Origin of the sequence: Vibrio sp. La 4.2.2, from assembly GCF_027586995.1 — a bacterium.
GTDB classification, from domain to species: Bacteria; Pseudomonadota; Gammaproteobacteria; order Enterobacterales; family Vibrionaceae; genus Vibrio; species Vibrio mediterranei.
The window spans coordinates 16,861-39,070 of the sequence record NZ_JAPPTJ010000016.1 but is presented as its reverse complement, the minus strand read 5'-3'; the positions used below and the strand labels follow the sequence as shown (position 1 = coordinate 39,070).

Genomic DNA, 22,210 nt, shown 5'->3' with positions numbered 1-22,210 from the left:
ATAGATTAGAGGATTAACGATGGCTACAGGTAAGATCGTACAGATCATCGGTGCGGTAGTCGACGTAGAGTTCCCACAGAGTGACGTACCAAGTGTATACGACGCTCTAAACGTAACGGACTCTAAAGAGCGTCTTGTTCTTGAAGTTCAACAACAGCTAGGCGGTGGCGTAGTTCGTTGTATCGTAATGGGTAGCTCTGATGGTTTACGTCGTGGCGTAACAGTAGAGAACACAGGCGCGCCAATCTCAGTACCAGTAGGTACTAAGACTCTTGGTCGTATCATGAACGTACTTGGTGATGCGATTGACGAGTGTGGTGAGATCGGTGCAGAAGAAAGCTATGCGATTCACCGTGAAGCGCCAAGCTACGAAGAGCAATCTAACGAAGTCGCTCTTCTAGAAACGGGTGTTAAAGTAATCGACTTGGTTTGTCCATTCGCTAAGGGTGGTAAAATCGGTCTATTCGGTGGTGCAGGTGTAGGTAAGACCGTTAACATGATGGAGCTTATCAACAACATCGCATTACAACACTCAGGCCTATCCGTATTTGCGGGTGTAGGTGAGCGTACTCGTGAAGGTAACGACTTCTACTTTGAGATGCAGGAAGCGGGCGTTGTAAACGTTGAGAAGCCTGAAGAATCAAAAGTAGCAATGGTTTACGGTCAGATGAACGAGCCTCCAGGTAACCGTCTACGTGTTGCTCTGACTGGTCTAACAATGGCAGAGAAGTTCCGTGACGAAGGTCGTGACGTACTGCTGTTCGTTGATAACATCTACCGTTACACACTTGCAGGTACAGAGGTATCGGCACTTCTAGGTCGTATGCCATCTGCGGTAGGTTACCAGCCAACTCTTGCAGAAGAGATGGGTGTACTACAGGAGCGTATCACGTCAACAAAAACTGGTTCTATCACGTCTGTACAGGCGGTATACGTACCAGCGGATGACTTGACTGACCCGTCTCCAGCAACAACGTTCGCGCACTTGGATGCAACGGTTGTACTTAACCGTAACATCGCTGCTATGGGTCTATACCCAGCGATTGACCCACTAGATTCAACATCTCGTATGCTTGATCCACTAGTCGTTGGTCAAGAGCACTACGAGGTAGCTCGTGGTGTGCAGCAAACACTGCAGCGTTATAAAGAGCTGAAAGACATCATCGCGATCCTAGGTATGGACGAGCTATCTGAAGAAGATAAGCAAGTTGTATCTCGTGCTCGTAAGATTGAGCGTTTCCTAACTCAGCCTTACCACGTAGCGGAAGTATTTACTGGCGACCCAGGCATCTACGTACCTCTTAAAGAGACTCTACGTGGCTTCAAAGGTCTACTAGCTGGTGACTACGATGACATTCCAGAGCAAGCGTTCATGTACTGCGGTACTATCGACGATGCTATCGAGAATGCTAAGAAGCTATAAGGCTAAATAGGAGGCGATATGGCAGCAATAACCTTTCACCTAGACGTAGTAAGCGCTGAGAAAAAGCTTTTCTCTGGTCGCGTAGAAACGTTCCAGGTGTCCGGTAGCGAAGGTGAACTTGGTATTTTCCATGGTCACACACCGCTGCTGACCGCTATCAAGCCTGGTATGGTGCGTATCGTTAAACAGCACGGCCATGAAGAGTTCATTTATGTCTCTGGTGGTATTGTTGAAGTTCAGCCAGGCACAGCGACTGTGTTGGCTGATACAGCAATTCGTGGTGAAGAACTAGACGCAGCGAAGGCGGAAGAAGCCAAGCGCAAAGCTGAGGAACATATCCAGAATCAGCATGGCGACATGGACTTCGCGCAAGCGGCCAGTGAACTGGCTAAAGCCATTGCTCAGCTTCGAGTAATCGAGCTGACAAAAAAACGTCGTTAATTCAGTTAAACTGAACTAACCGCGATGAAAAAGGCGACCTATGGGTCGCCTTTTTGCTTAATTTTTATTAGAAATTTACCCAATCCATTTAACACTATTGTCATTCATAGCTAGAATGACGTTAGCTTAATTAACGTCAATGGTTTGATAATAATGAAATTCAGTGCAGTTGTTCTTGCTGCGGGGAAAGGAACCCGCATGTATTCCAATAAGCCTAAAGTGTTGCATACACTTGCTGGCAAACCAATGGTAAAACATGTCATCGATACTTGTGAAAGCTTAGGTTCTCAGAATATCCACCTTGTTTATGGTCATGGCGGTGAAATGATGCAATCGGCTTTGCAACAAGAAAAAGTAAACTGGGTTCTACAAGCCGATCAGTTAGGGACAGGTCATGCTGTTGATCAGGCATCTCCTTATTTGGCGGATGATGAAAAAGTGCTGGTCCTCTACGGTGATGTACCTCTTATCTCCGAAGAGACTATTGAAAACCTATTAGATGCTCAGCCTACAGGTGGTATCGCTTTGCTTACTGTCGTTCTTGATAACCCTATGGGTTATGGTCGTATCGTGCGTAAGAATGGTCCTGTTGTTGCGATCGTTGAGCAAAAAGACGCCACAGAAGAACAAAAGCTGATTAAAGAGATCAATACGGGTGTGATGGTGGCAACCGGTGGAGACCTTAAACGTTGGTTGTCCGGCTTAAGCAATGATAACGCGCAAGGTGAGTATTACCTGACAGACGTGATTGCAGCTGCTCATAATGAAGGTCGTGCAGTAGAAGCCGTTCACCCGGTAAACCCTATTGAAGTTGAAGGTGTGAACGACCGTGCTCAGCTTGCTCGTCTAGAGCGTGCATTCCAATCTATGCAGGCGCAGAAATTATTAGAGCAGGGAGTTATGCTACGTGACCCTGCACGTTTTGACCTTCGTGGTCAGTTACAGTGTGGCATGGACGTAGAAATCGATACCAATGTCATCATCGAGGGTAGTGTAACTCTTGGCGATAATGTAGTTATTGGTGCAGGTTGCGTACTGAAAGACTGTGAAATCGATGATAACACACTTGTACGCCCCTATAGCGTAATCGAAGGTGCGACAGTTGGCGAGGAGTGTACTGTTGGCCCATTTACACGTTTACGCCCTGGAGCTGATTTACGTAATGATTCGCACGTTGGCAATTTCGTTGAAGTGAAGAATGCGCGTCTAGGTGAAGGTTCGAAAGCTAATCACTTAACTTACCTGGGTGATGCCGAAATTGGCCAGCGCACTAACGTTGGTGCTGGTGTTATTACTTGCAACTACGACGGTGCAAATAAGTTTAAGACAGTTATCGGCAATGACGTTTTTGTCGGTTCTGACAGTCAACTGATTGCTCCAGTGATTATCGCTGATGGGGCAACGATTGGTGCGGGCACCACATTAACCAAAGATGTAGCTGAAGGTGAGTTAGTGATTACTCGCGCAAAAGAGCGCAAAATTACAGGATGGCAGCGTCCAACCAAACAGAAGTAAACTCTTCCATTAGAAAGGGCCTCATTGAGGCCCTTTTTTGTCTCTTGATACTTATGGTTAGTGGCTTGGAATAGCAATACGCTTTTCCAGCCAGCGTACAGCTTGTGAGACCAATAGTATTAATATTAAGTATTCGAGTACCAAAAACGTATAGATTTCTAAAGGTAAGTACTCATTTACAACCAGCTCATTGGCGCGTCTAGTTAGGTCACTTAGCCCGATAACGCTTACTAATGATGACATTTTGAGGATATAGACAAACTGGTTACCGAGTGGTGGCAGTATCTGACGAAAGGCTTGCGGTAAGATAACCAGTCGCATCTTCTGCCAATAATTGAGGCCGAGTGACTCAGCAGCTTCATGCTGACCACGAGTCACTGCCTGAATACCGCCACGGAACACTTCTGCCATAAAGGCACTTTCCGCGATAGTAAGTGCTATCACTCCTGCCCAAAAATGGTTGAGGGAAATGTCTAATAACGTGGGCATGCCGTAGTACACCCACAGTAACAAAACTAGAACGGGTATGGAGCGAATAACTTCGACATAGACTCGATTAATGGCGCGCAGCCAGGGCTTATCTGACAAGGCTGGAAAGGCAACAAGCAGACCTATAAGCATGGCAAACATCATACTTAGTAAGGAGACATAGATAGTGTCTTTAAAGCCCGCCAATAGAAAGCCGAGGTTAGTTTTTCCTTGTTCAGTTGAGGGATCAAGTACATACCAACCCCACTCATAGTCAGAACAGCCACTTAGAAGTGGTAGGCACAAAACAACAGTAAGTAATCGATAGCTCACAATCGTCCCTAATTATTCCTGAAAAATCCATCTGTTACTGCTATGTTATCAAGGATGTACCACTAATGTTTAATAATTTTAGGGACTATTCAATGAAGAAGTGGATTCTGGGTTTTATTATTACTTTTCTTTCTATCGGTCAGGTAGCGGCTGAAACCAGTCGTCTGCAGAAGATCTTGGATTCAGGTGTATTGCGTGTAGGCACTACGGGTGACTGGAACCCGATGACCATGAAAGATCCTGCGACCAATTCGTATCGTGGTTTCGATATTGACGTGACGACAGAACTTGCCAAAGATCTTGGTGTTAAAGTGGAGTACGTGGCAACGGATTGGAAAACGTTAGTAAACGGTATTACTGCTAACAAATACGATATGACGGGCAGTGCGTCGCTTAATATGTCTCGCGCTAAAGTGGCGGGATATAGCCAGCCCTATTTTTATCTGGCATTTGTCCCCGTGGTTCAAAAGAAAGACCTGGAGAAATTTTCTGATTGGGCCGATTTTAACAAACCTGATGTAAAAGTGGCTGCCACGCTCGGTACCGTGCAAGAGAAAATGGTGAAAGACTTTTTCCCAGATGCTGAGCACATTGTTATTGAAGCACCAGCTCGTGACTTCCAAGAATTACTCGCGCGTCGTGCCGATGTGTCAGTGACGTCAAATGTGGAAGCGGCAACGTTAGTAACCAAGTTCAAGCAACTTGCCATTGTACCTGTTAAGAAGCCTCGCAAGCCGACACCGATTTCGATGCTGTTACCACAAAGTGACCAAGTTTGGATTAACTATGTGAATCATTGGGTAGAGCTGAAAAAAACGCAGGGTTTCTTTGAAGAAACTGCGAAAAAGTGGGGGCTGAAAAGTCTTTAATATTTAGAAAAATGGGTGACTCAGTCACCCATTTTTGATTACTCGTCGCTCACGACTCGTGAGTTATCCGGTATTGTCAGTTCTTCGGTTAGTGCTGGTGTTGCGATCAGGTAACCGACCCACATTAATGCTAAACAACCAAGAATCACATAGCCTACCGCTGATTGAGCGACAACGGCAAATGCTGCAACTAGCGCACTGGCTAGACTACTAATACCAATCTGTAAGCTATTTTGCAGACCTGCCGCAGTTGCTGAACAATGTGGTGCGCTTGATAGTGCACGGTTAACAACAATTGGATACAGTGCCCCATTAGCGACTGCAAGTAAGCAGAATGGCGCTAGAATTGGCCATACGCTGGTTAGCTCCCACTGACACGCAGCAAATACTAACAGTATAGCGACCGTCTCTAGTCCTAGCAGCTGTTTCAGTACCGCGTCATCACCTAATTTAGCCACCAATTTCTTGCCCATATAGCCACCGAGCATAAATGCGATGGTTTGTGGAATGAAGCTCAAACCAATGTCTTTTGCCGAATAGCCCAGTTGGCTCATAATCTCTGGCATACCAGTTAGGTAGGCGAAGAACGCTGCAGAAGCGACTGAGAACAACATCACGTTGCCCACATACTCACGTGACCCCAATAGACTCTTAAGATCAGCACCAACAGATGATTGTTTATGCTCTGCTTTTTTATGATCTTTCATCGATAAGGTGATCATGGCTAGTAGAGCGCCAGTGATCGCCAGTACGACAAAGATACTATGCCATCCCCATAATTCAGTTAATAACACGCCAAGTTGAGGTGCTAGTGCCGGAGACAGGGCGACGAGAGGCATAATAGTGGCAAATATCTGCTGGCTTGTTTTTTTATCGAATTTGTCGATCACCATAGACTGCCAAATCACAGCTGGCGCACAGACACCAATAGCTTGTAGCATGCGCAGTGCTAGCAGTTGCCATACTTCTTGGCTCCAAGCTAAGCCTACCGAGGCAATCGTAAAGATAACGAGTCCTGCAAATAGGGTTTTACGGTGTCCAAAACGGTCACTGGCTAGTCCCCATAGGAACTGACCCAGCCCCATACCGACTAAAAAGACCGTCAATGACAGAGCAATCTGTTCTGGTCCAGTCGCAAAATCTTGCTCAATGAGTTTAAACGCAGGCAAATACATGTCGGTAGCTATGAAGCCCAACATGGATAAGGTCGCAAGATAGATGAGTTGTAGTTTAGTTATTTTCATTGTTATTCCTTGAAATATTTTCACAGGAATGAATTGGCGCCAGCCCATACTGCTGATGGTGTGTATTCTATTTTTGGATCTTAGAAAAATAAAACGCTATATTTTGTAGTTATCTATCAAAAAATTTGAAAGCTAAAGTATGTATTCTCGCTCATCATTAGAAATGCTAGATGTGGTTGCTCGATTAGGAAGCTTTAGCGCTGCCGCCGAGGTATTGCATAAAGTGCCTTCTGCGATTAGCTACAGTGTGCGACAGATTGAACAAGAACTTGGGGTAAAACTGTTTACTCGGCTACCAAGAAAGGTTGAGTTAACCTCGGCCGGTGAAGTCTTCATGGTGGAAGCTCGGCAAATGCTGCGCAAAATGGATGAACTTACTCACCAGACACGACGTACAGCTCTAGGGTGGCAAAGTAGCTTAAAGCTGACCTTAGATAATGTGGTTAGAGTAGATAAGCTGTCTGACCTGATTGAAGATTTCTATCAAGAGTTTGAGTTTGCTGAGCTGCAGATCAATATGGAGGTCTATAACGGCTCTTGGGAAGCTATTTCCCAGCAACGAGCGGACATTGTGATTGGCGCGACGAGTGCGATTCCTGTCAGTGGTGAATACGGCGTTAAGAAAATAGGCAGCCTAGACTGGGCTTTGGTTATGTCGCCCTCGCATCCATGTGCTCATCAGGCGCAATTGGATGAAGATTTTGTCAGTCAATTTACCGCCATTTGTATTGATGACACGTCGCGAGTATTACCTAAGCGTCACAATGAGCACTACCCGCAACAGCGGCGCTTATTGCTACCCAATTGGTTTACTGCCATCGAGTGTTTGAAAAAGAACGTAGGCATTGGTTACATGCCTAGACACATTGCTCAGCCACTTATCGACTACGGCATGCTGGTGGAGCGAACTCTCGAAGATGCTCAAGCACCAAGTGAGTGTTGCTTGGTGTGGAGAAAGCACGATAATCATAATCTATTGGATTGGATGGTAGAGTACTTAGGGGATGAAGCTCAGCTGTATCGCGATTGGTTAAAATAAAAATGGGAAGCAGCCACTTCCCATTTTCTGATTAAGATAAAAAGAACTTATAAGATGGATTATCGGTCTCGTCTTTGCACTGGTAGCCCAGTTCTCTCAGATGAGCCGAGAACTCATTCAAATCACTATCTTCCAATTCAAAACCACATAAAACTCGACCGTAATCTGCGCCTTGGTTACGATAATTGAATAAGCTGATATTCCAATGCGTCCCTAACGTGCTTAAGAACTTAAGTAGCGCTCCTGGATACTCTGGGAATTCAAAACTATATAGGCGTTCTTTAAGCTGTTTTGACGGTCTGCCGCCAATCATATAGCGAATGTGCAGTTTTGCCATTTCATCATCAGAGAGGTCAACCACAGGGTAGCCACTCGCTCTGAGATCACTAATGATGCCATCCAATTCTTCTTGACCACCTACGAGACGCACACCGACGAAAATGTTGGCCAATTTGTCATCGTTGTATCGGTAGTTAAACTCAGTAACCGCTCGGCCACCAATAATATTGCAGAACTCGAAGAAGGCGCCTTGGCGCTCTGGAATGGTCACCGCTAGTATACCTTCACGCTTTTCACCGAGTTCACAACGTTCAGAGACATAACGTAAGCCATGGAAATTAGTATTAGCACCCGAAAGCACTGTGCCTAGATGCTTACCTTGCAAGTGATTTTGCTCAGCAAACTTTTTCAGACCAGCAAGTGCCAGTGCACCTGATGGCTCGGCAATAGCGCGAGTATCTTCAAAGATGTCTTTCACTGCGGCACAGATTTCATCGCTAGAAACCGTAATGTGGCCATCAATATATTTCTGGCACAGTCGGAAGGTTTCATTACCAATGATTTTAACCGCAACACCGTCTGCAAACATACTGACCTGATCGAGTACTACAGGCTCCCCAGCATCCATCGCAGCTTTAAGACAGGCAGAATCTTCCGGTTCAACAGCAATGACTTTTATCTCAGGCATCAGTTGTTTGACCAAGACTGCAACACCCGCAGCTAGACCACCACCGCCAACAGGAACGAAAATATAGTCGAGGTGACCATTTTGCTGCAGCATTTCCATACCAATGGTGCCTTGCCCTGCAATCACCAATGGATGATCGAAAGGCGGCACAAAGGTGTAGCCATGTTCTTCTGACAGACGCTGTGCTTCGGCTTTAGCTTCATCAAAATTGCTACCATGCAGAACGACGTTACCACCAAAGCCACGAACCGCTTCAACCTTGATATCAGGGGTGGTTTTAGGCATCACAATGGTGGTATTGATGCCCAGTTTCGTGCCAGATAGTGCCATGCCTTGAGCATGGTTACCCGCTGAGGCGGCAATCACACCTGCACGTTTTTGCTCATCAGTCAGATTGGCCACCATGTTGTAGGCGCCGCGCAACTTGAACGAGTGCACAGGCTGGCGATCTTCACGCTTGATTTGAACCTGGTTGCCGATGCGTGCTGCCAATCTTGGCATTTCTTGAAGTGGCGTTACGGTCGCCACTTCATAAACCGGTGCTCTGAGTATCTGGCGCAGATAATCTGCGCCAGACTCAGGATGATTATCTGCTGCACTCATTGTTGTTAGCCCTCGAGTTTCGACTTATCGCGCACCGCACCTTTGTCTGCACTGGTTGCAAGGTTAGCGTAAGCTTTAAGTGCTAAAGAGACCGTACGTTCGCGATCAGCAGGTTTCCAGCCCAACTTGTCTTGCTCTGCGCGTCGAGTAGCAAGCTCAGATTCAGCGACATCCAATGTGATGCTACGTGACGGGATATCAATGCTAATAGTGTCGCCGTCTTTGACAAGGCCAATAGTACCGCCATTTGCCGCTTCTGGAGAGGCGTGACCGATAGATAGGCCAGAAGTACCGCCAGAGAATCGACCATCAGTAAGAAGTGCACACTCTTTACCAAGGCCCATCGATTTTAGGTATGTGGTTGGGTACAACATTTCTTGCATACCCGGACCGCCTTTTGGTCCTTCATAGCGAATAACCACAACATCGCCTGCTTTTACTTTACCACCCAAAATGCCATCAACCGCATCTTCTTGGCTTTCAAAAACAACAGCAGGGCCTTGGAATACCAGGCTGCCTTCATCTACACCTGCTGTTTTAACAATACAGCCATCTAGAGCAATATTACCTTTCAGCACTGCGAGACCACCATCTTGGCTATAGGCGTTGTCTTTTGTGCGAATACAGCCATTCTCACGATCATCATCTAAGGTATCCCAGCGACAATCTTGAGAGAATGCTTGAGTGGTGCGAATACCAGCAGGACCTGCGCGGTAGAACGACTTAATTTCCTCGGAATCCGTCAACATGATGTCGTATTGATTGAGTTGTTCTTCCATCGTAAGGCCAAGAACAGTCTTAGTTTGGCTATTAAGCAAGCCTGCACGATTTAGTTCACCCAGAATACCGATAACCCCACCAGCACGGTGTACATCTTCCATGTGATACTTAGGTGTGGAAGGTGCCACTTTACACAGGTTAGGGACGCGGCGAGACATTTGGTCGATATCTTCCATATCGAAATCCACTTCACCTTCTTGAGCAGCTGCTAATAGGTGAAGCACTGTATTGGTTGAGCCCCCCATAGCGATATCAAGCGCCATTGCATTCTCAAAAGCATCTTTGGTGGCGATGTTGCGTGGAAGGGCTGTCGCGTCATCTTGTTCGTAGTAGCGCTTAGTTAGGTCAACGATACGTTTACCAGCATTCTTGAATAACACCTCACGGTCTGCGTGAGTCGCAAGTAGTGAACCATTACCTGGTTGAGAAAGACCTAAAGCTTCTGTTAGACAGTTCATCGAGTTGGCAGTGAACATGCCTGAGCAAGAACCACAAGTTGGACATGCTGAACGTTCAACTTGCTCGCTTTGTTCGTCAGAAACCGTAGGATCGGCACCTTGGATCATGGCATCAACCAGATCGAGTTTGATGATCTGATCAGAAAGCTTAGTTTTACCAGCCTCCATTGGGCCACCAGAAACGAAGATCACTGGAATATTTAGGCGCATTGAAGCCATCAGCATTCCCGGAGTGATCTTATCGCAGTTGGAGATACACACCATGGCGTCGGCACAGTGAGCGTTGACCATATACTCTACAGAGTCGGCAATGAGCTCACGTGAAGGCAGTGAGTACAACATACCGCCGTGACCCATTGCGATGCCATCATCAACAGCAATGGTATTGAATTCTTTGGCAATACCGCCCGCTTCTTCAATTTCTTTGGCGACTAGTTGGCCAAGGTCTTTAAGGTGAACGTGTCCCGGTACAAATTGAGTAAACGAGTTTACAACAGCAATAATTGGCTTACCGAAATCTTCTTCTTTGACTCCAGTTGCACGCCAAAGTGCACGAGCACCAGCCATGTTGCGACCATGAGTTGTGGTGGCTGATCTGTATTTAGGCATTGTACTTCTTCCTTATTTTGCTGATGCTGGTTTCTGTTCTGGGTATACGTAATCTAGCCAGCCCCACTTATCTTCAGTGGTGCCATTGAATAGGCCAAAATACGCATCTTGCATAACTTTGGTAATTGGACCGCGTTTACCTGTACCAACATCGATTTTATCAATGCTGCGTACCGGAACGATTTCAGCAGCGGTACCGGTCATAAATACTTCGTCTGCTAGGTAAAGTGCTTCACGAGCAATGTTAGCTTCACGAACGTCGTAGCCCATATCTTTCGCAATCGTCATTATTGAGTCGCGAGTGATACCTGGTAGGATAGCGCTGGTTGCTGGTGGTGTCGTGATGACGCCATCTTTGACTACGAAAATGTTTTCACCAGCGCCTTCTGATAGATAACCATCGACACTGAGAGCAATACCTTCGTCATAACCGTGACGACGTGCTTCACCGCCAACAAGCAATGAAGAAAGATAGTTACCACCAGCTTTTGCTGCAGTTGGAATGGTATTTGGCGCGGCGCGGTTCCAACTTGATATCATTGCGTCTACACCGTTTGCTAGTGCTTCTTCACCTAGGTAAGAACCCCAAGGGAAAGCAGCAATGATGAGCTCCATTTGCGTGCCTTCTGGAGGGCAAACACCTAGACCAACGTTACCGACAAAACCTAATGGACGAATATAAGCGGATTCAAGCTTATTTTGGCGTAGTGTCTCACGGGTTGCTTCCATGATTTCTTCCTCTGTGTAAGGAATTGGGAAGCGATAAATCTTAGCGGAATCTTTAAGGCGCTTGGCGTGCTCAGGGTGACGGAAAACCACAGGGCCGTTAGGTGTGTTATAACAACGAACCCCTTCAAAAACAGAAGTACCATAATGCATTGCGTGAGTTAAGACGTGAACGTTCGCTTCAGCCCATGGAACCATCTCACCATTAAACCAAATAAAATCTGCTGTACTTTTAGCCATTTAGCATTCCTTCCTTATGCACTTTGTTCTTGTAAGTTGTGATTGGTCAGTTCGTTGTGTTTAAGCTCTGTCACCTCGATGGTACGAATATCCCAAAGCTTCTCAATCTGATTGATCAAGGTCGTGATAGGGCGATCGCTATCAACAATGATCTCAACACTGGCAATCTTACTTTCATGGTTTTGTGTTGCAGCCACTTGTTTAATGATAAAGCCACGGTGGCGAATAACGCGTAATACGCGCTCTAGCAAGACAGGTTTGTCATCGGCTTTGATGTCTAATAAGTATCTGTCCATTAGGTATTCTCCAACATGTCACTATTCGAGGCGCCTGGCGGAACCAAAGGCCATACATTTTCTTCTTCATCTATCAACACGTGAAGCATGTACGAGGTCTTGCTCTCTAGCATTTCTTTGAGAGCAGGCTCAACTTCTTCTTTACGAGTAATGGTTTTACCTGGGATATCGAATGCCTTAGCAAGCATGACAAAGTCAGGGTTATCATCCAAAATCGTTTCGCTGTGTCGACCATCAAAAAACAGTGATTGCCACTGTCTAACCATACCAAGACGTTGGTTATTTAACAGCACAATTTTGACGGGTATTTGACGGCGCTTCAGTGTGCCTAGTTCTTGAACATTCATCATGAATGAACCGTCACCAGTAATTAGAATTGATTGGTCGTCAGGGCGACCAACTGCTGCTCCCATTGCTGCTGGAAGACCAAAGCCCATAGTGCCGAGACCAGCCGAAGTAATAAAATTCTCAGGCAATCTAGGCTGGATATGTTGTGCTGCCCACATCTGGTGTTGGCCAACGTCCGTTGAGATAATCGAAGACTCAGGCATCATGTCTGATAGCTGTTTAAGGAGCAGTGGAGCAAAAATTAAATCTCCTGGATGGTCATAGCGCCATTTAAAACCACTGCGTAAGCTCTCGCTGTGATGTACCCAAGGAGCAATATCTTTTGACAGTTCAAGCTGTGGCAAGATGACGTTTATGTCACCACGTAATGCAGCATGAGCGTGTCTGAGCTTGTTAAATTCCGCAGCATCAATATCGATATGAATCACTTTTGCATGAGGAGCAAAGGTATCCAGTTTTCCGGTCACGCGGTCATCAAAACGAGCACCAACCACGATTAAAAGGTCACATTCTTGAACGACTAAGTTTGCGGCCTTGGTACCGTGCATGCCCAACATTCCCAAGTAGTGTGGGTCATGTCTCTCAATAGTACCTAAGCCTTTTAGTGTGCTGACACTTGGCATAGGGTTGAGGCGTAAAAACTCACGTACAGACTCTGTGGCATCGGCAAGTTGCACACCACCACCTACATACAAAACTGGGCGAGAGCTTTGATCAAGCAGTTGCTGTGCTAACTGGACTTGCTCTGACGAAGCAACAGGGATCGCTGGTGGCGTAAACGGGGGAAGGACATCAACCGGAGCATTAGCAAGTTGGACATCTTTAGCAATATCGACAATAACAGGGCCAGGTCTGCCTGTTTTAGCAACTTCAAATGCCTCGGCAAGAATTGGAGCTAACTCTTCAATATCCGTGACCAGATAGCTATGTTTCGTGCATGAGAGAGACATACCAATCACATCCATTTCTTGGAATGCATCAGTACCGATATGGGAGCTGGCAACTTGACCAGTGATAGCTACGAGAGGGATCGAATCGAGAAAAGCGTCGGCGAGGCCGGTTACGAGATTGGTGGCGCCGGGGCCGGAGGTGGCCATACAAACAGCAACGTCTTTGGTGGCTCTTGCCAGTCCAATGGCAGCCATTGCAGCGCCTTGCTCGTGTCGGCAGAGGATATGTTCTACACCACCATCATACAGAGCATCGTAGATTGGCATGATGGCTCCACCAGGATAGCCAAATACCGTTTCAATGCCTTGCTGTCTCAATGCGGCTACAACTAATTCAGCACCTGTCATTATAGCCTCCTTGGGTGTCACGCTTGCTGTCGTGACTGTTTGTCGTTCGATTGCACATTGTGTGCTCCATTTCTTCCTGTCATATCCACCGAGAGGGTTTCTATGAGTGATCACTATCAAATTTATATTTTGAGTTTGTAAAAAAACCCCCGGACTTTTCAGTGCGGGGGTTTTTTGAATCTCGTGGTTATTTTCCGCCCACATGCCCCCGTGCGGTACCAATCAGGACCACAATAATCAAGCTAATCAGAGTGTGAGAGTGAGCGTTAAAAGTCATTATCTTGTTTCTAAATCGTTGTGTTGTTTCTAACGAAAATGTTTGCGTCACTAGTGGTATCACAAATTTCTGTTACCTGACAAGCAAAAAATCATACTTTTTTCACATTTACTCAGCATTAAATATGGCTGTATAACATGGGGTATATATAAAACTCTGACTTTTAACCATTTAAGTGAGAGAAATTGGAAGGAAAAAGGGATTTCATGGGATTATCGATTATTTATAGTCGAGCGAGCGTTGGTGTTGAAGCACCTTTGGTTACGGTTGAAGTCCACATCAGTAATGGTATGCCCGGTTTTACACTGGTAGGACTTCCAGAGACGACAGTTAAGGAATCTAAAGACCGAGTACGTAGTGCCATCATCAATTCACGATTTGAGTTTCCGGCGAAGAGAATCACGGTGAATCTCGCTCCTGCGGATCTGCCTAAAGAGGGGGGGCGATTTGATCTTCCTATTGCGTTAGGTATTTTGGCGGCGTCTGATCAGTTACCTCACGATAAGCTACTCTCACATGAATTTGTTGGCGAGCTAGCGCTTTCTGGAGAGCTAAGAGTCGTCAAAGGTGTTTTACCTGCTGCACTCGCCGCTAACAAAAGCCGTCGATGCTTAGTGGTGCCAGAAGGCAATGGTAATCAGGCGGCGTTGGTTGGCCGAGAGCACCATAAATCAGCATCAGGTCTACTCGATGTCTGTGCGTATTTGATGGGCCAACAAGCTTTATCCCTATATACCGACACTAAACAGATAAAGATGGTGCCGAAAACACGCGACTTACAGGATATCATCGGCCAACAACAGGGAAAGCGAGCTTTAGAGATTGCCGCAGCCGGAAATCACAACCTACTCTTTCTCGGTCCTCCTGGAACCGGAAAAACCATGTTGGCCTCACGGCTTTGCGACCTATTACCTGAAATGAGCGAACAAGAAGCGATGGAAACTGCCTCGGTCGCGTCGTTGACGCAGCAAGAAATCAATGAAGACAATTGGAAAACGCGGCCTTTTCGTGCCCCTCATCATTCGAGTTCTATGGCTGCATTAGTTGGCGGAGGTTCGATACCAAGACCAGGAGAAATTTCTCTGGCACATAATGGATTACTATTCCTCGACGAAATGCCCGAATTTGAAAGAAAAGTCTTGGACTCACTTCGAGAGCCGCTTGAGTCAGGCGAAATTATTATTTCCCGAGCCCAAGGGAAAACCCGTTTTCCAGCTCGATTCCAACTCGTCGGCGCATTGAACCCGAGTCCTACTGGGTACTATGAAGGCAATCAGTCACGTACCAACCCTCAGCTAATTCTACGCTACCTCAGTCGATTATCGGGGCCTTTGCTCGACCGATTTGATATGTCGATTGAAATACCTTCATTACCCAAAGGAACATTGTCTGAAGGGGGAGAGCGAGGGGAGTCAACTCAAGTCGTGCGTCAGCGTGTTCATCGAGCGCGTGATGTGATGTTAAGTCGCAATGGTAAGGTGAATGCACTCCTTCACAGCGGTGAAATCGAGGACTATTGTCGCTTAAAGAAAACAGATGCAGAGTTTCTTGAGAATGCTCTACACCGTTTAGGGCTCTCTGTTCGCGCCTATCATCGAATTATCAAAGTAGCACGTACTATTGCTGATCTTGGCGGTGAGGATGATATTCAAAGAGAACATTTAGCTGAAGCGTTAGGATATCGCGCTATGGATAGGTTGCTAAAACAATTGACTGCGCAAGCGGTTTAGAAGGCGAAGTTCATACCGACGGAGGTTATCCAATCGGCGGACTCATAAAAGGCGATGGAAGAATCTGTCGCGTTGTATCCTGATAGGGATATTAAAGATAATGCATCAATATTCCATAAAGAGAGGTATTCATAAGCCAGAAATGCACAGTATTTTTCATCGATACGATGATTCTGATCGAAAATGACATTCTCGCCACGATATTCATGATTCATATAGCTCATGGTCGCGGCAATGCTGTGTTGCTGGTAGGTGAATAGGGCAGTAAGTTCACTGCCAACCCCTTGGTTTCTGACGGCTTGACCTTTAGCATCATCAACCACATAAATCACCGATGGAAACAACAGCCAGTGATTATTAACCGCTAACGTGTAGGAGCCTTTCGCATAGTAGAGATGGCTATTCCTATCATAATCTGAGTCAAGATTAAGGTTTTTTGCCGAAAACTCTTCATCAACAACTCGGGTACCGTATGCCAAATCTAGGGTAAACAGTGAGCCTGCGATGTTCTCCATTTGAAAACGATAAGCATCGCCTGTTGCTTCCGCTGCTTGCAGTTGTTCGGCGCCGACGTATGGATTGTTCCAAATCGGTTCTCCGAGGACGGTCGGTAAGTAAGAAATACTCCATATAGAACCATCGTTTTGTTGTTGTCTATAACCGCCTTCTAATACAAAGGTTCCGACGGCAATATCGTTACGGGAAGTTCCAATGAACCATTGTTTATAGCTTTGCGATCCAAAAGTGTAATTGACTACACCTAATGGCATCCAAAACTCATCGTATGTTTCTTGAGAGGCGCTGATTTTGGGATCGGTACTGGCGACCAAATTGGATTTTTCTCCTACCAGTGTATTACTGATTGATATTTCACCACTAAAGCCTTTACTCTGAGCTAGTGAAGCGACAGATAGAGAGCTGTAGGTCGCAGTAAATGCTATAAGCGAAAGCAAGAAGTATCGAATAGCCATGACATATCCATAAATCAGTAGGTTGTGGGTAAAGAGGTTATTTCCTTATAAACTTGGCGGGTACTGTAGCGATAAAAAATGGCTTAGCAAAATGCTTCGCTAAGCCACGTATAACGGAAGGTAATGGGTGTGCCTATGACCTATTAGAATTTCCAGTTTAGGCCAACTGCGGTGATCCAGTCTTTTTCATCGTAGAAGTCGATGTTGGAATCGCTATTAGTCGCACCGGCAAAGGCAACAAGCGATAAGTTATCGGAGTAGAAAATTCCCGGATACTCATATGCTAGGAAAGCCTTCCATTCATCATCGCCACGAGTTTTGTCATAGATTGGATTTGCTGCATCGTAATCACGTTTTAAATAGCCTAACGTCAGTGCTAATTTGTGATTTCCAAACGACATGAAAGAGGATAACTCTGCACCATAAGTATTGTGTTTCATTGCATTGCCATCCGCATCCTGCTGGGTGTAAATCAGAGCGGGATAGAGTAATACTTGTTGGCTCACAGGTAACATCATTTTGAACTTACCATAGAGGATATCAGCGTTACGACTTAGGAGTTGTGCTTCCTGTGGAGATAAGGCAGGTACTCCTGTACCAGAGCGCTCCTCATCCAGTTCACGTTTGCCATAGGCAAGGTCCAAGCTGAATAACGATCCGGCAATATTGTCTAGTTGTAGACGATACGCGTTGCCTTTTTCTTTGGTAGTATTGCGAGTATCTGTCGTATAGGGATCTTGCCAGACTTCACCCTCTAGAATGGTTGGCAAGAAAGAAACACTCACTTTGGTTTTATCGCGAAATAGGTATTTGTAACCCGCCTCAAGTGCTACCGTACCAACGGCAATATCGGCTCGTGATGTACCTAAAAACAATTGATGGTTTGATTGCGCTCCAAAGGTATATTGAAGACTACCGAGGGGAAGTACTAATGCGCCGCTGTCTTCTTGTTGACTACCAGTGTAGTTGCGAAATTCATCGTCGGTATTAGTAAGATTCGATGTTTTGCTTGCGTAAGCCGCGTTTAATGCAATTTCACCGCTAAAACCATTGCTTTCTCCCAACTTAGCCATTGCTACCTGCGAGACAAGACCAAGGGACACTGCCAAGACACTCCATGCCTGTTTCATAACTGATCCTTATCATGTTCTGATTATTTTGGTAACGATTGTAATTATATGTTTATGCTATGTTATTAGTTCAGAATAAGCTCGTTTTTTTTGAGTTACAACACAAATCAGACCAATGATAAAATCATTGCACAAGGCAGTACGCCTTGTACAATTAACCGCCATAAAATTGTCACAAACGAATCATAGATAGTTGGTTATGCTTGGATACCTACTTTTTATTATTAGTGCCTCTCTGGTCATCATTAATACGGCATTTTGTTCGATTCCTATACTTGGGTTTGGATTGATCAAATTTCTAATTCCGATCAAGTCTCTACAGCGATTGTGTACGTCTTTAGCTAATCGCTTTATGTGGTTATGGGCGACGGTGAATCACGGTATTCTTCATTTGGTCAATCCCAAGGTGGTATGGGACATTGAAGGGCTAGAATCACTGCGAAAAGATGGTTGGTATTTGATGATCAGTAACCACCTAAGCTGGACTGACATTGTTGTGCTCTGCAGCGTGTTTAAAGATCGCATTCCAATGCCTAAGTTTTTTCTGAAACAACAGCTTTTGTATGTCCCTTTTGTCGGCATGGCTTGTTGGGCGCTAGATATGCCGTTTATGAAGCGTTATTCACGTGAGTATTTGCTTCGTCACCCAGAAAAGCGAGGACAAGATCTCGCGACGACTCGCCGTTCATGTGCAAAGTTTAAAGATACCCCAACGACAGTGGTGAATTATGTAGAAGGAACGCGCTTTACTGCCGATAAGCAGAAGAAAAGTAGCGCGGGTTACAACTATCTATTACAACCTAAATCCGGTGGCATTGCTTATACATTGGCTGCGATGGGTGACCAGTTTGAAAATATTATTGATGTCACTCTGGCGTATCCGGAAAATACGGATGAGCCTTTTAAAGCGGTATTAAAGGGTGATATGAAAAAAATCGTTGTAAAGGTTCGTATTTTGCCTGTAGATGAGAAAATTCTGGGTGATTACTTCAACGATAAGCCTTACAAGCGAGAGTTCCAAAAGTGGTTAGGTGAGGTTTGGAAGGACAAGGACCAAGTACTCGATGATATCCACACCAAATAAAAAAACCGAGCTCATATGGGCTCGGTTTTTACATTTTAGAGCGGCTTATTTCTTCAATAGGAAGTTTACCAGCTCAAAGTACTCATCCAATGACTGAATGCCACCAGCTTCGACTAGGTACTTGTTATTGACGATGACAGCAGGGACACCAGAAAGTCCGCTGTCTTTAAACTGCTTATCAAAACGACGCACCATAGAGTCAACAGCAAAGCCGTTAAATGCGGCATCAAATTTCTTCGCGTCCACACCTTCATCTAAGAAGATTTGACGTAGTTCTTCGTCATTGCGAGGCGGTTTGTTCATGTTATGGATACGGTTAAACATCACAGGAACCATCTTGTCTTCAATCTTTAACGCCACCATAGTCGCGTAGGCTTTGCTCATTGAAAGGCCCATGTTGCCACCCATAAAAGAAACGTGGTTCTTCTGGAACTTAGCGTCTGCTGGAATCTTTTTCTTAAGCTGTGCAATTATAGGCTCGAAACTGTTGCAGTGTGGGCAGTAGAACGAGAAGAACTCTGTTACCACAGGCTTAGAGGATTTTTCTAAGTCTAGAACTTTATAGTGAGTACCTTCTTGAAATTGTGCTGCACTTACTCCCAGGCTGACTAGAAGCGTCGCAAATAATGCGATGATTTTTTTCATTATTTTCTCCATGTGTAAAACCAAATCCTTATCAGGAATGGGGATAGTTTGTCACCACTGCGGTTGTAATGAAAGTGGCTTTTCATTCAGCGCGGCAATCTGTTCTTTAAAACCGAGCACTTGTCCTTCCCAGTATTTGGCATCATTGAACCAAGGAAAGGCTTGTGGGAATGCAGGATCATGCCAGCGTTTTGCCAACCAGGCCATGTAGTGCACCATACGTAGACCACGTAAAGGCTCAATTAGTTTCAATTGATCGTTAGGCAGGTCACCAAATTCTTGATATCCTTCCAACAGAACATCAAGTTGCATCATTTTGTCTTGTCGATCGCCATTGAGCAACATCCATAAATCCTGAATAGCAGGCCCATTACGAGCATCGTCTAGGTCCACAAACATCGGACCGTCACGCCAAAGAATGTTGCCCGGGTGGCAGTCGCCATGCAGACGAATGGTTTCACTCGGTTGCCAATGCGCTTCAATTTGCGAGATCAGTAAATCTAAGTCGCTGAAAAATGCATTTTCTAAGTGCGCAGGGATGAATGTAGATGACTGCAGCAGCTTTCTTGGCTGATATACGTACTCTTCCAGACCAATTGTCGGACGATGGATGAAGTTCTTTTGAGCTCCTACCTGATGGATACGGCCCATAAATCGACCCACCCATTCTAGTTGCTCTAGATTATCAACCTCGAACTGGCGGCCACCTTCACTATTAAACAGAGTGAACAGATAACCTTGATACTCATGAATAGTCTCTCCGTTAATCGATAGAGGCGCTGCAATAGGTACTTCGTTTTCCACCAATTCATTGGAAAAGTCGTGCTCTTCTTGGATTTGCTCACGGCTCCAACGTTGCGGTCTATAGAACTTGACCACAAAGCGTTTTCTATCTTCATCAGTAAATTGATAGACGCGGTTTTCGTAACTGTTAAGAGCAAGCAAGCCGGATTCTGCTCGAACACCGATGCTTTCTAAGGCATACCACATGAAATCAGGAGTGAGGGCATCAAAGTTAAAGGCTTTATCTGTCATGTATAAAATAAAAGGGCTCATTGCTGAGCCCTTTTCCTATAATAGGTAGCTAACACGTCGGTTAGAGCTTCTTAATAAATCGACTTTCTACTTCTGTTGAGAAGTCATTACTGTCGCTCAGTATAAACTGAATTGTCGATACAGGTGAACTGAGTTGCTCTGGATCAGCACCTAAACTGATCGGCAAGTTATAGACTTCACCTGGTTCAACGGAAATGGTTTGTCGTCCATACCAAGTTGCATTTTCTAGTCCGGAAACACTGAGCGTATATTGTTGCTCTTGTTGTGTTTTATTGATGACCTTCAAGGTGTAGGTATTCTCCACCAGACCATCACTGTTAACTCGGAACAGTTGGTTACGATCCCTAAGAACACTCAGCCCCGCGGGGTCGACGGCCGAAATCTGCACAAAGAACAGGGCAATCATCACTAGTAATACCGAGCCATAACCTAGCAGCTTTGGTCGCATGACTTTGGTGTGTTTACCTGAGAGGCGGTGCTCCGTGGTGTAGCTGATGAGACCTTTCTCATAGCCCATTCTGTCCATAGTCTTGTCACACGCATCAATACAAGCGCCGCAGTTGATGCATTCGTACTGCAAGCCATCTCGGATATCAATGCCTGTCGGGCATACTTGTACACAAAGGTCACAGTCAATGCAGTCACCTAAGCCCAGTTTTTTCGGGTCTGCTTTACGAGAGCGAGGGCCGCGAGTTTCACCTCGTTGACTGTTGTAACCAACAATAAAGGTGTCCTTATCAAACATGGCTGACTGGAAGCGAGCGTAAGGGCACATATGGATACACATGATGGAGCGCATCCACCCTGCATTCGCGTATGTACAACCGGCAAAAAACAACACCCAGAATACGGGCCAGAAACTGGCATTAAAGGTGAAAAAATCACTAACGAGCGCGCCAATTGGCACAAAATAACCGGTAAAGGTAAAGCCAGTCGCTAACGCGATAGCTAACCAAGCGACATGTTTGAGACCTTTACGCATAATGAGGTTTGGACTGAGTTTTCCACTGTCTTGCTTGCGTCGTTTGTTGGCGCTGCCTTCTAGTTTTTCTTCAAACCAAATGTACATAAAGGTCCAGACGGTTTGTGGGCATAAGTAGCCACACCATACTCGACCTAAAAACGTGGTGATAAAAAACAGGCCAAATGCGGCCACCATAAATAGTAACGCGAGTAGGGTGAGATCTTGCGGATAAAGTGTGGTGCCAAAAAAGTTAAATTGCTGATTACCAATATCAAGCAATACCGCTTGTCTCTCGCCATAAGGTATCCAAGGTACCAGTGCGAACAATAGGAGTAAAAACCAGCCGCCGTAGCGTCTAAGCTTTTGAAAGGTTCCTTTACTTTCACGAACGTAGATGCGATTGCTTGGGTTAAATCGATCTCCGTTGCCTTTGTGGGTTTTGGGGTTGAACGTTTTGGGTGTTACATCCTTTACGTCAATTTTATCCTGACTCATGCTGAGGCTGTCCTTCTTGGGCTGACGGTGCGTTTTGACGCACTCTATCTATTCCGACATTGCTACGACTGGTAAGTCACTTACTAATCAGTACGCAGTATTAAAACCCAGCGATTATAACCTTGATAACAATTTCATTTCTTTAAGGCTATCAACCTTTAACAACAAAATTAGCGTCGGCTCATATAAAAAACGACCCTT

Annotated in this window: 19 protein-coding genes; 7 read left to right on the top strand and 12 right to left on the bottom strand. The window is 45.5% G+C overall.

Annotation, left to right across the window (positions count from 1 at the left end; translation table 11 throughout):
• Positions 1–19: 19 nt before the first annotated feature.
• The 3 genes from atpD to glmU all read left to right on the top strand — a co-directional run bounded on the left by atpD (position 20) and on the right by glmU (position 3,379).
• Positions 20–1,423, top strand: coding sequence for a F0F1 ATP synthase subunit beta (gene atpD / locus OH456_RS24060; RefSeq protein WP_006073055.1), 1,404 nt, complete (start codon positions 20–22; stop codon positions 1,421–1,423).
• Positions 1,424–1,441: 18 nt separating this feature from the next.
• Positions 1,442–1,864 (top strand): F0F1 ATP synthase subunit epsilon, encoded by a 423-nt coding sequence (locus OH456_RS24055; protein ID WP_006073053.1) that lies wholly within the window; start codon positions 1,442–1,444, stop codon positions 1,862–1,864.
• A gap of 153 nt (positions 1,865–2,017) precedes the next feature.
• A complete protein-coding gene (gene glmU, locus OH456_RS24050; RefSeq protein WP_038222699.1) occupies positions 2,018–3,379 on the top strand; it encodes a bifunctional UDP-N-acetylglucosamine diphosphorylase/glucosamine-1-phosphate N-acetyltransferase GlmU in 1,362 nt (453 codons plus the stop codon).
• Positions 3,380–3,436: 57 nt separating this feature from the next.
• Here the strand turns inward: glmU and OH456_RS24045 are convergent, their stop codons facing one another.
• A complete protein-coding gene (locus tag OH456_RS24045; RefSeq protein ID WP_252038587.1) occupies positions 3,437–4,180 on the bottom strand; it encodes an amino acid ABC transporter permease in 744 nt (247 codons plus the stop codon).
• Positions 4,181–4,272: 92 nt separating this feature from the next.
• On the opposite strand from OH456_RS24045, the gene OH456_RS24040 reads away from it, so the two are divergent.
• Positions 4,273–5,049, top strand: coding sequence for a transporter substrate-binding domain-containing protein (locus tag OH456_RS24040; RefSeq protein ID WP_124940465.1), 777 nt, complete (start codon positions 4,273–4,275; stop codon positions 5,047–5,049).
• A 38-nt stretch (positions 5,050–5,087) separates the two neighbouring features.
• On the opposite strand, the gene punC is transcribed toward OH456_RS24040, so the two are convergent.
• Positions 5,088–6,293: a purine nucleoside transporter PunC gene (gene punC, locus OH456_RS24035; protein ID WP_124940464.1), complete on the bottom strand. Its 1,206-nt coding sequence runs from the start codon at positions 6,291–6,293 to the stop codon at positions 5,088–5,090.
• A gap of 139 nt (positions 6,294–6,432) precedes the next feature.
• Between punC and punR the strand changes: the two genes are divergently transcribed.
• Positions 6,433–7,332: a DNA-binding transcriptional activator PunR gene (punR, locus tag OH456_RS24030; RefSeq protein ID WP_088876462.1), complete on the top strand. Its 900-nt coding sequence runs from the start codon at positions 6,433–6,435 to the stop codon at positions 7,330–7,332.
• Between the two features lie 31 nt (positions 7,333–7,363).
• Here punR and ilvA read toward each other — a convergent pair whose 3' ends face one another.
• From ilvA to ilvG, 5 genes are read right to left on the bottom strand one after another with little or no spacing between them, the layout of a single operon-like run.
• Positions 7,364–8,902: a threonine ammonia-lyase, biosynthetic gene (gene ilvA, locus OH456_RS24025; protein ID WP_006073044.1), complete on the bottom strand. Its 1,539-nt coding sequence runs from the start codon at positions 8,900–8,902 to the stop codon at positions 7,364–7,366.
• Between the two features lie 5 nt (positions 8,903–8,907).
• The gene (gene ilvD / locus OH456_RS24020; RefSeq protein ID WP_006073042.1) at positions 8,908–10,749 is read right to left on the bottom strand and encodes a dihydroxy-acid dehydratase; all 1,842 of its coding nucleotides are present in this window, start codon (positions 10,747–10,749) and stop codon (positions 8,908–8,910) included.
• Positions 10,750–10,761: 12 nt separating this feature from the next.
• On the bottom strand, positions 10,762–11,715 hold the full coding sequence (locus OH456_RS24015) for a branched-chain amino acid transaminase (protein WP_006073040.1): 954 nt from the start codon (positions 11,713–11,715) through the stop codon (positions 10,762–10,764).
• Between the two features lie 14 nt (positions 11,716–11,729).
• Positions 11,730–12,011: an acetolactate synthase 2 small subunit gene (ilvM, locus tag OH456_RS24010; RefSeq protein WP_006073039.1), complete on the bottom strand. Its 282-nt coding sequence runs from the start codon at positions 12,009–12,011 to the stop codon at positions 11,730–11,732.
• A complete protein-coding gene (ilvG, locus tag OH456_RS24005; RefSeq protein ID WP_270034366.1) occupies positions 12,011–13,657 on the bottom strand; it encodes an acetolactate synthase 2 catalytic subunit in 1,647 nt (548 codons plus the stop codon). Before ilvG ends, ilvM begins: the two co-directional genes overlap by 1 nt.
• 483 nt (positions 13,658–14,140) lie before the next feature.
• On the opposite strand from ilvG, the gene OH456_RS24000 reads away from it, so the two are divergent.
• Entirely contained in the window at positions 14,141–15,664 is a 1,524-nt protein-coding gene (locus tag OH456_RS24000) for a YifB family Mg chelatase-like AAA ATPase (protein ID WP_124940463.1), read from the top strand.
• Here OH456_RS24000 and OH456_RS23995 read toward each other — a convergent pair.
• Both OH456_RS23995 and OH456_RS23990 read right to left on the bottom strand, forming a co-directional pair.
• On the bottom strand, positions 15,661–16,635 hold the full coding sequence (locus OH456_RS23995; RefSeq protein WP_270034365.1) for a DUF2860 family protein: 975 nt from the start codon (positions 16,633–16,635) through the stop codon (positions 15,661–15,663). The two genes, OH456_RS24000 and OH456_RS23995, sit on opposite strands and share 4 nt — an antisense overlap.
• A gap of 143 nt (positions 16,636–16,778) precedes the next feature.
• Entirely contained in the window at positions 16,779–17,765 is a 987-nt protein-coding gene (locus tag OH456_RS23990; RefSeq protein WP_270034363.1) for a DUF2860 domain-containing protein, read from the bottom strand.
• A gap of 199 nt (positions 17,766–17,964) precedes the next feature.
• Between OH456_RS23990 and OH456_RS23985 the strand changes: the two genes are divergently transcribed.
• Positions 17,965–18,849: an acyltransferase gene (locus OH456_RS23985; RefSeq protein ID WP_006073014.1), complete on the top strand. Its 885-nt coding sequence runs from the start codon at positions 17,965–17,967 to the stop codon at positions 18,847–18,849.
• A 45-nt stretch (positions 18,850–18,894) separates the two neighbouring features.
• Here the strand turns inward: OH456_RS23985 and OH456_RS23980 are convergent, their stop codons facing one another.
• From OH456_RS23980 to ccoG, 3 genes are all read right to left on the bottom strand, one after another.
• Positions 18,895–19,494 carry a thiol:disulfide interchange protein DsbA/DsbL gene (locus OH456_RS23980; protein WP_031493306.1) on the bottom strand — a complete coding sequence of 200 codons (600 nt, stop codon included), beginning with the start codon at positions 19,492–19,494 and terminating at the stop codon, positions 18,895–18,897.
• Between the two features lie 51 nt (positions 19,495–19,545).
• Positions 19,546–20,529, bottom strand: a complete 984-nt coding sequence (locus OH456_RS23975) for a serine/threonine protein kinase (RefSeq protein WP_198558518.1) — start codon at positions 20,527–20,529, stop codon at positions 19,546–19,548.
• 61 nt (positions 20,530–20,590) lie between these two features.
• Positions 20,591–22,009 carry a cytochrome c oxidase accessory protein CcoG gene (gene ccoG, locus OH456_RS23970; protein ID WP_006073011.1) on the bottom strand — a complete coding sequence of 473 codons (1,419 nt, stop codon included), beginning with the start codon at positions 22,007–22,009 and terminating at the stop codon, positions 20,591–20,593.
• Between the last annotated feature and the right edge of the window lie 201 nt (positions 22,010–22,210).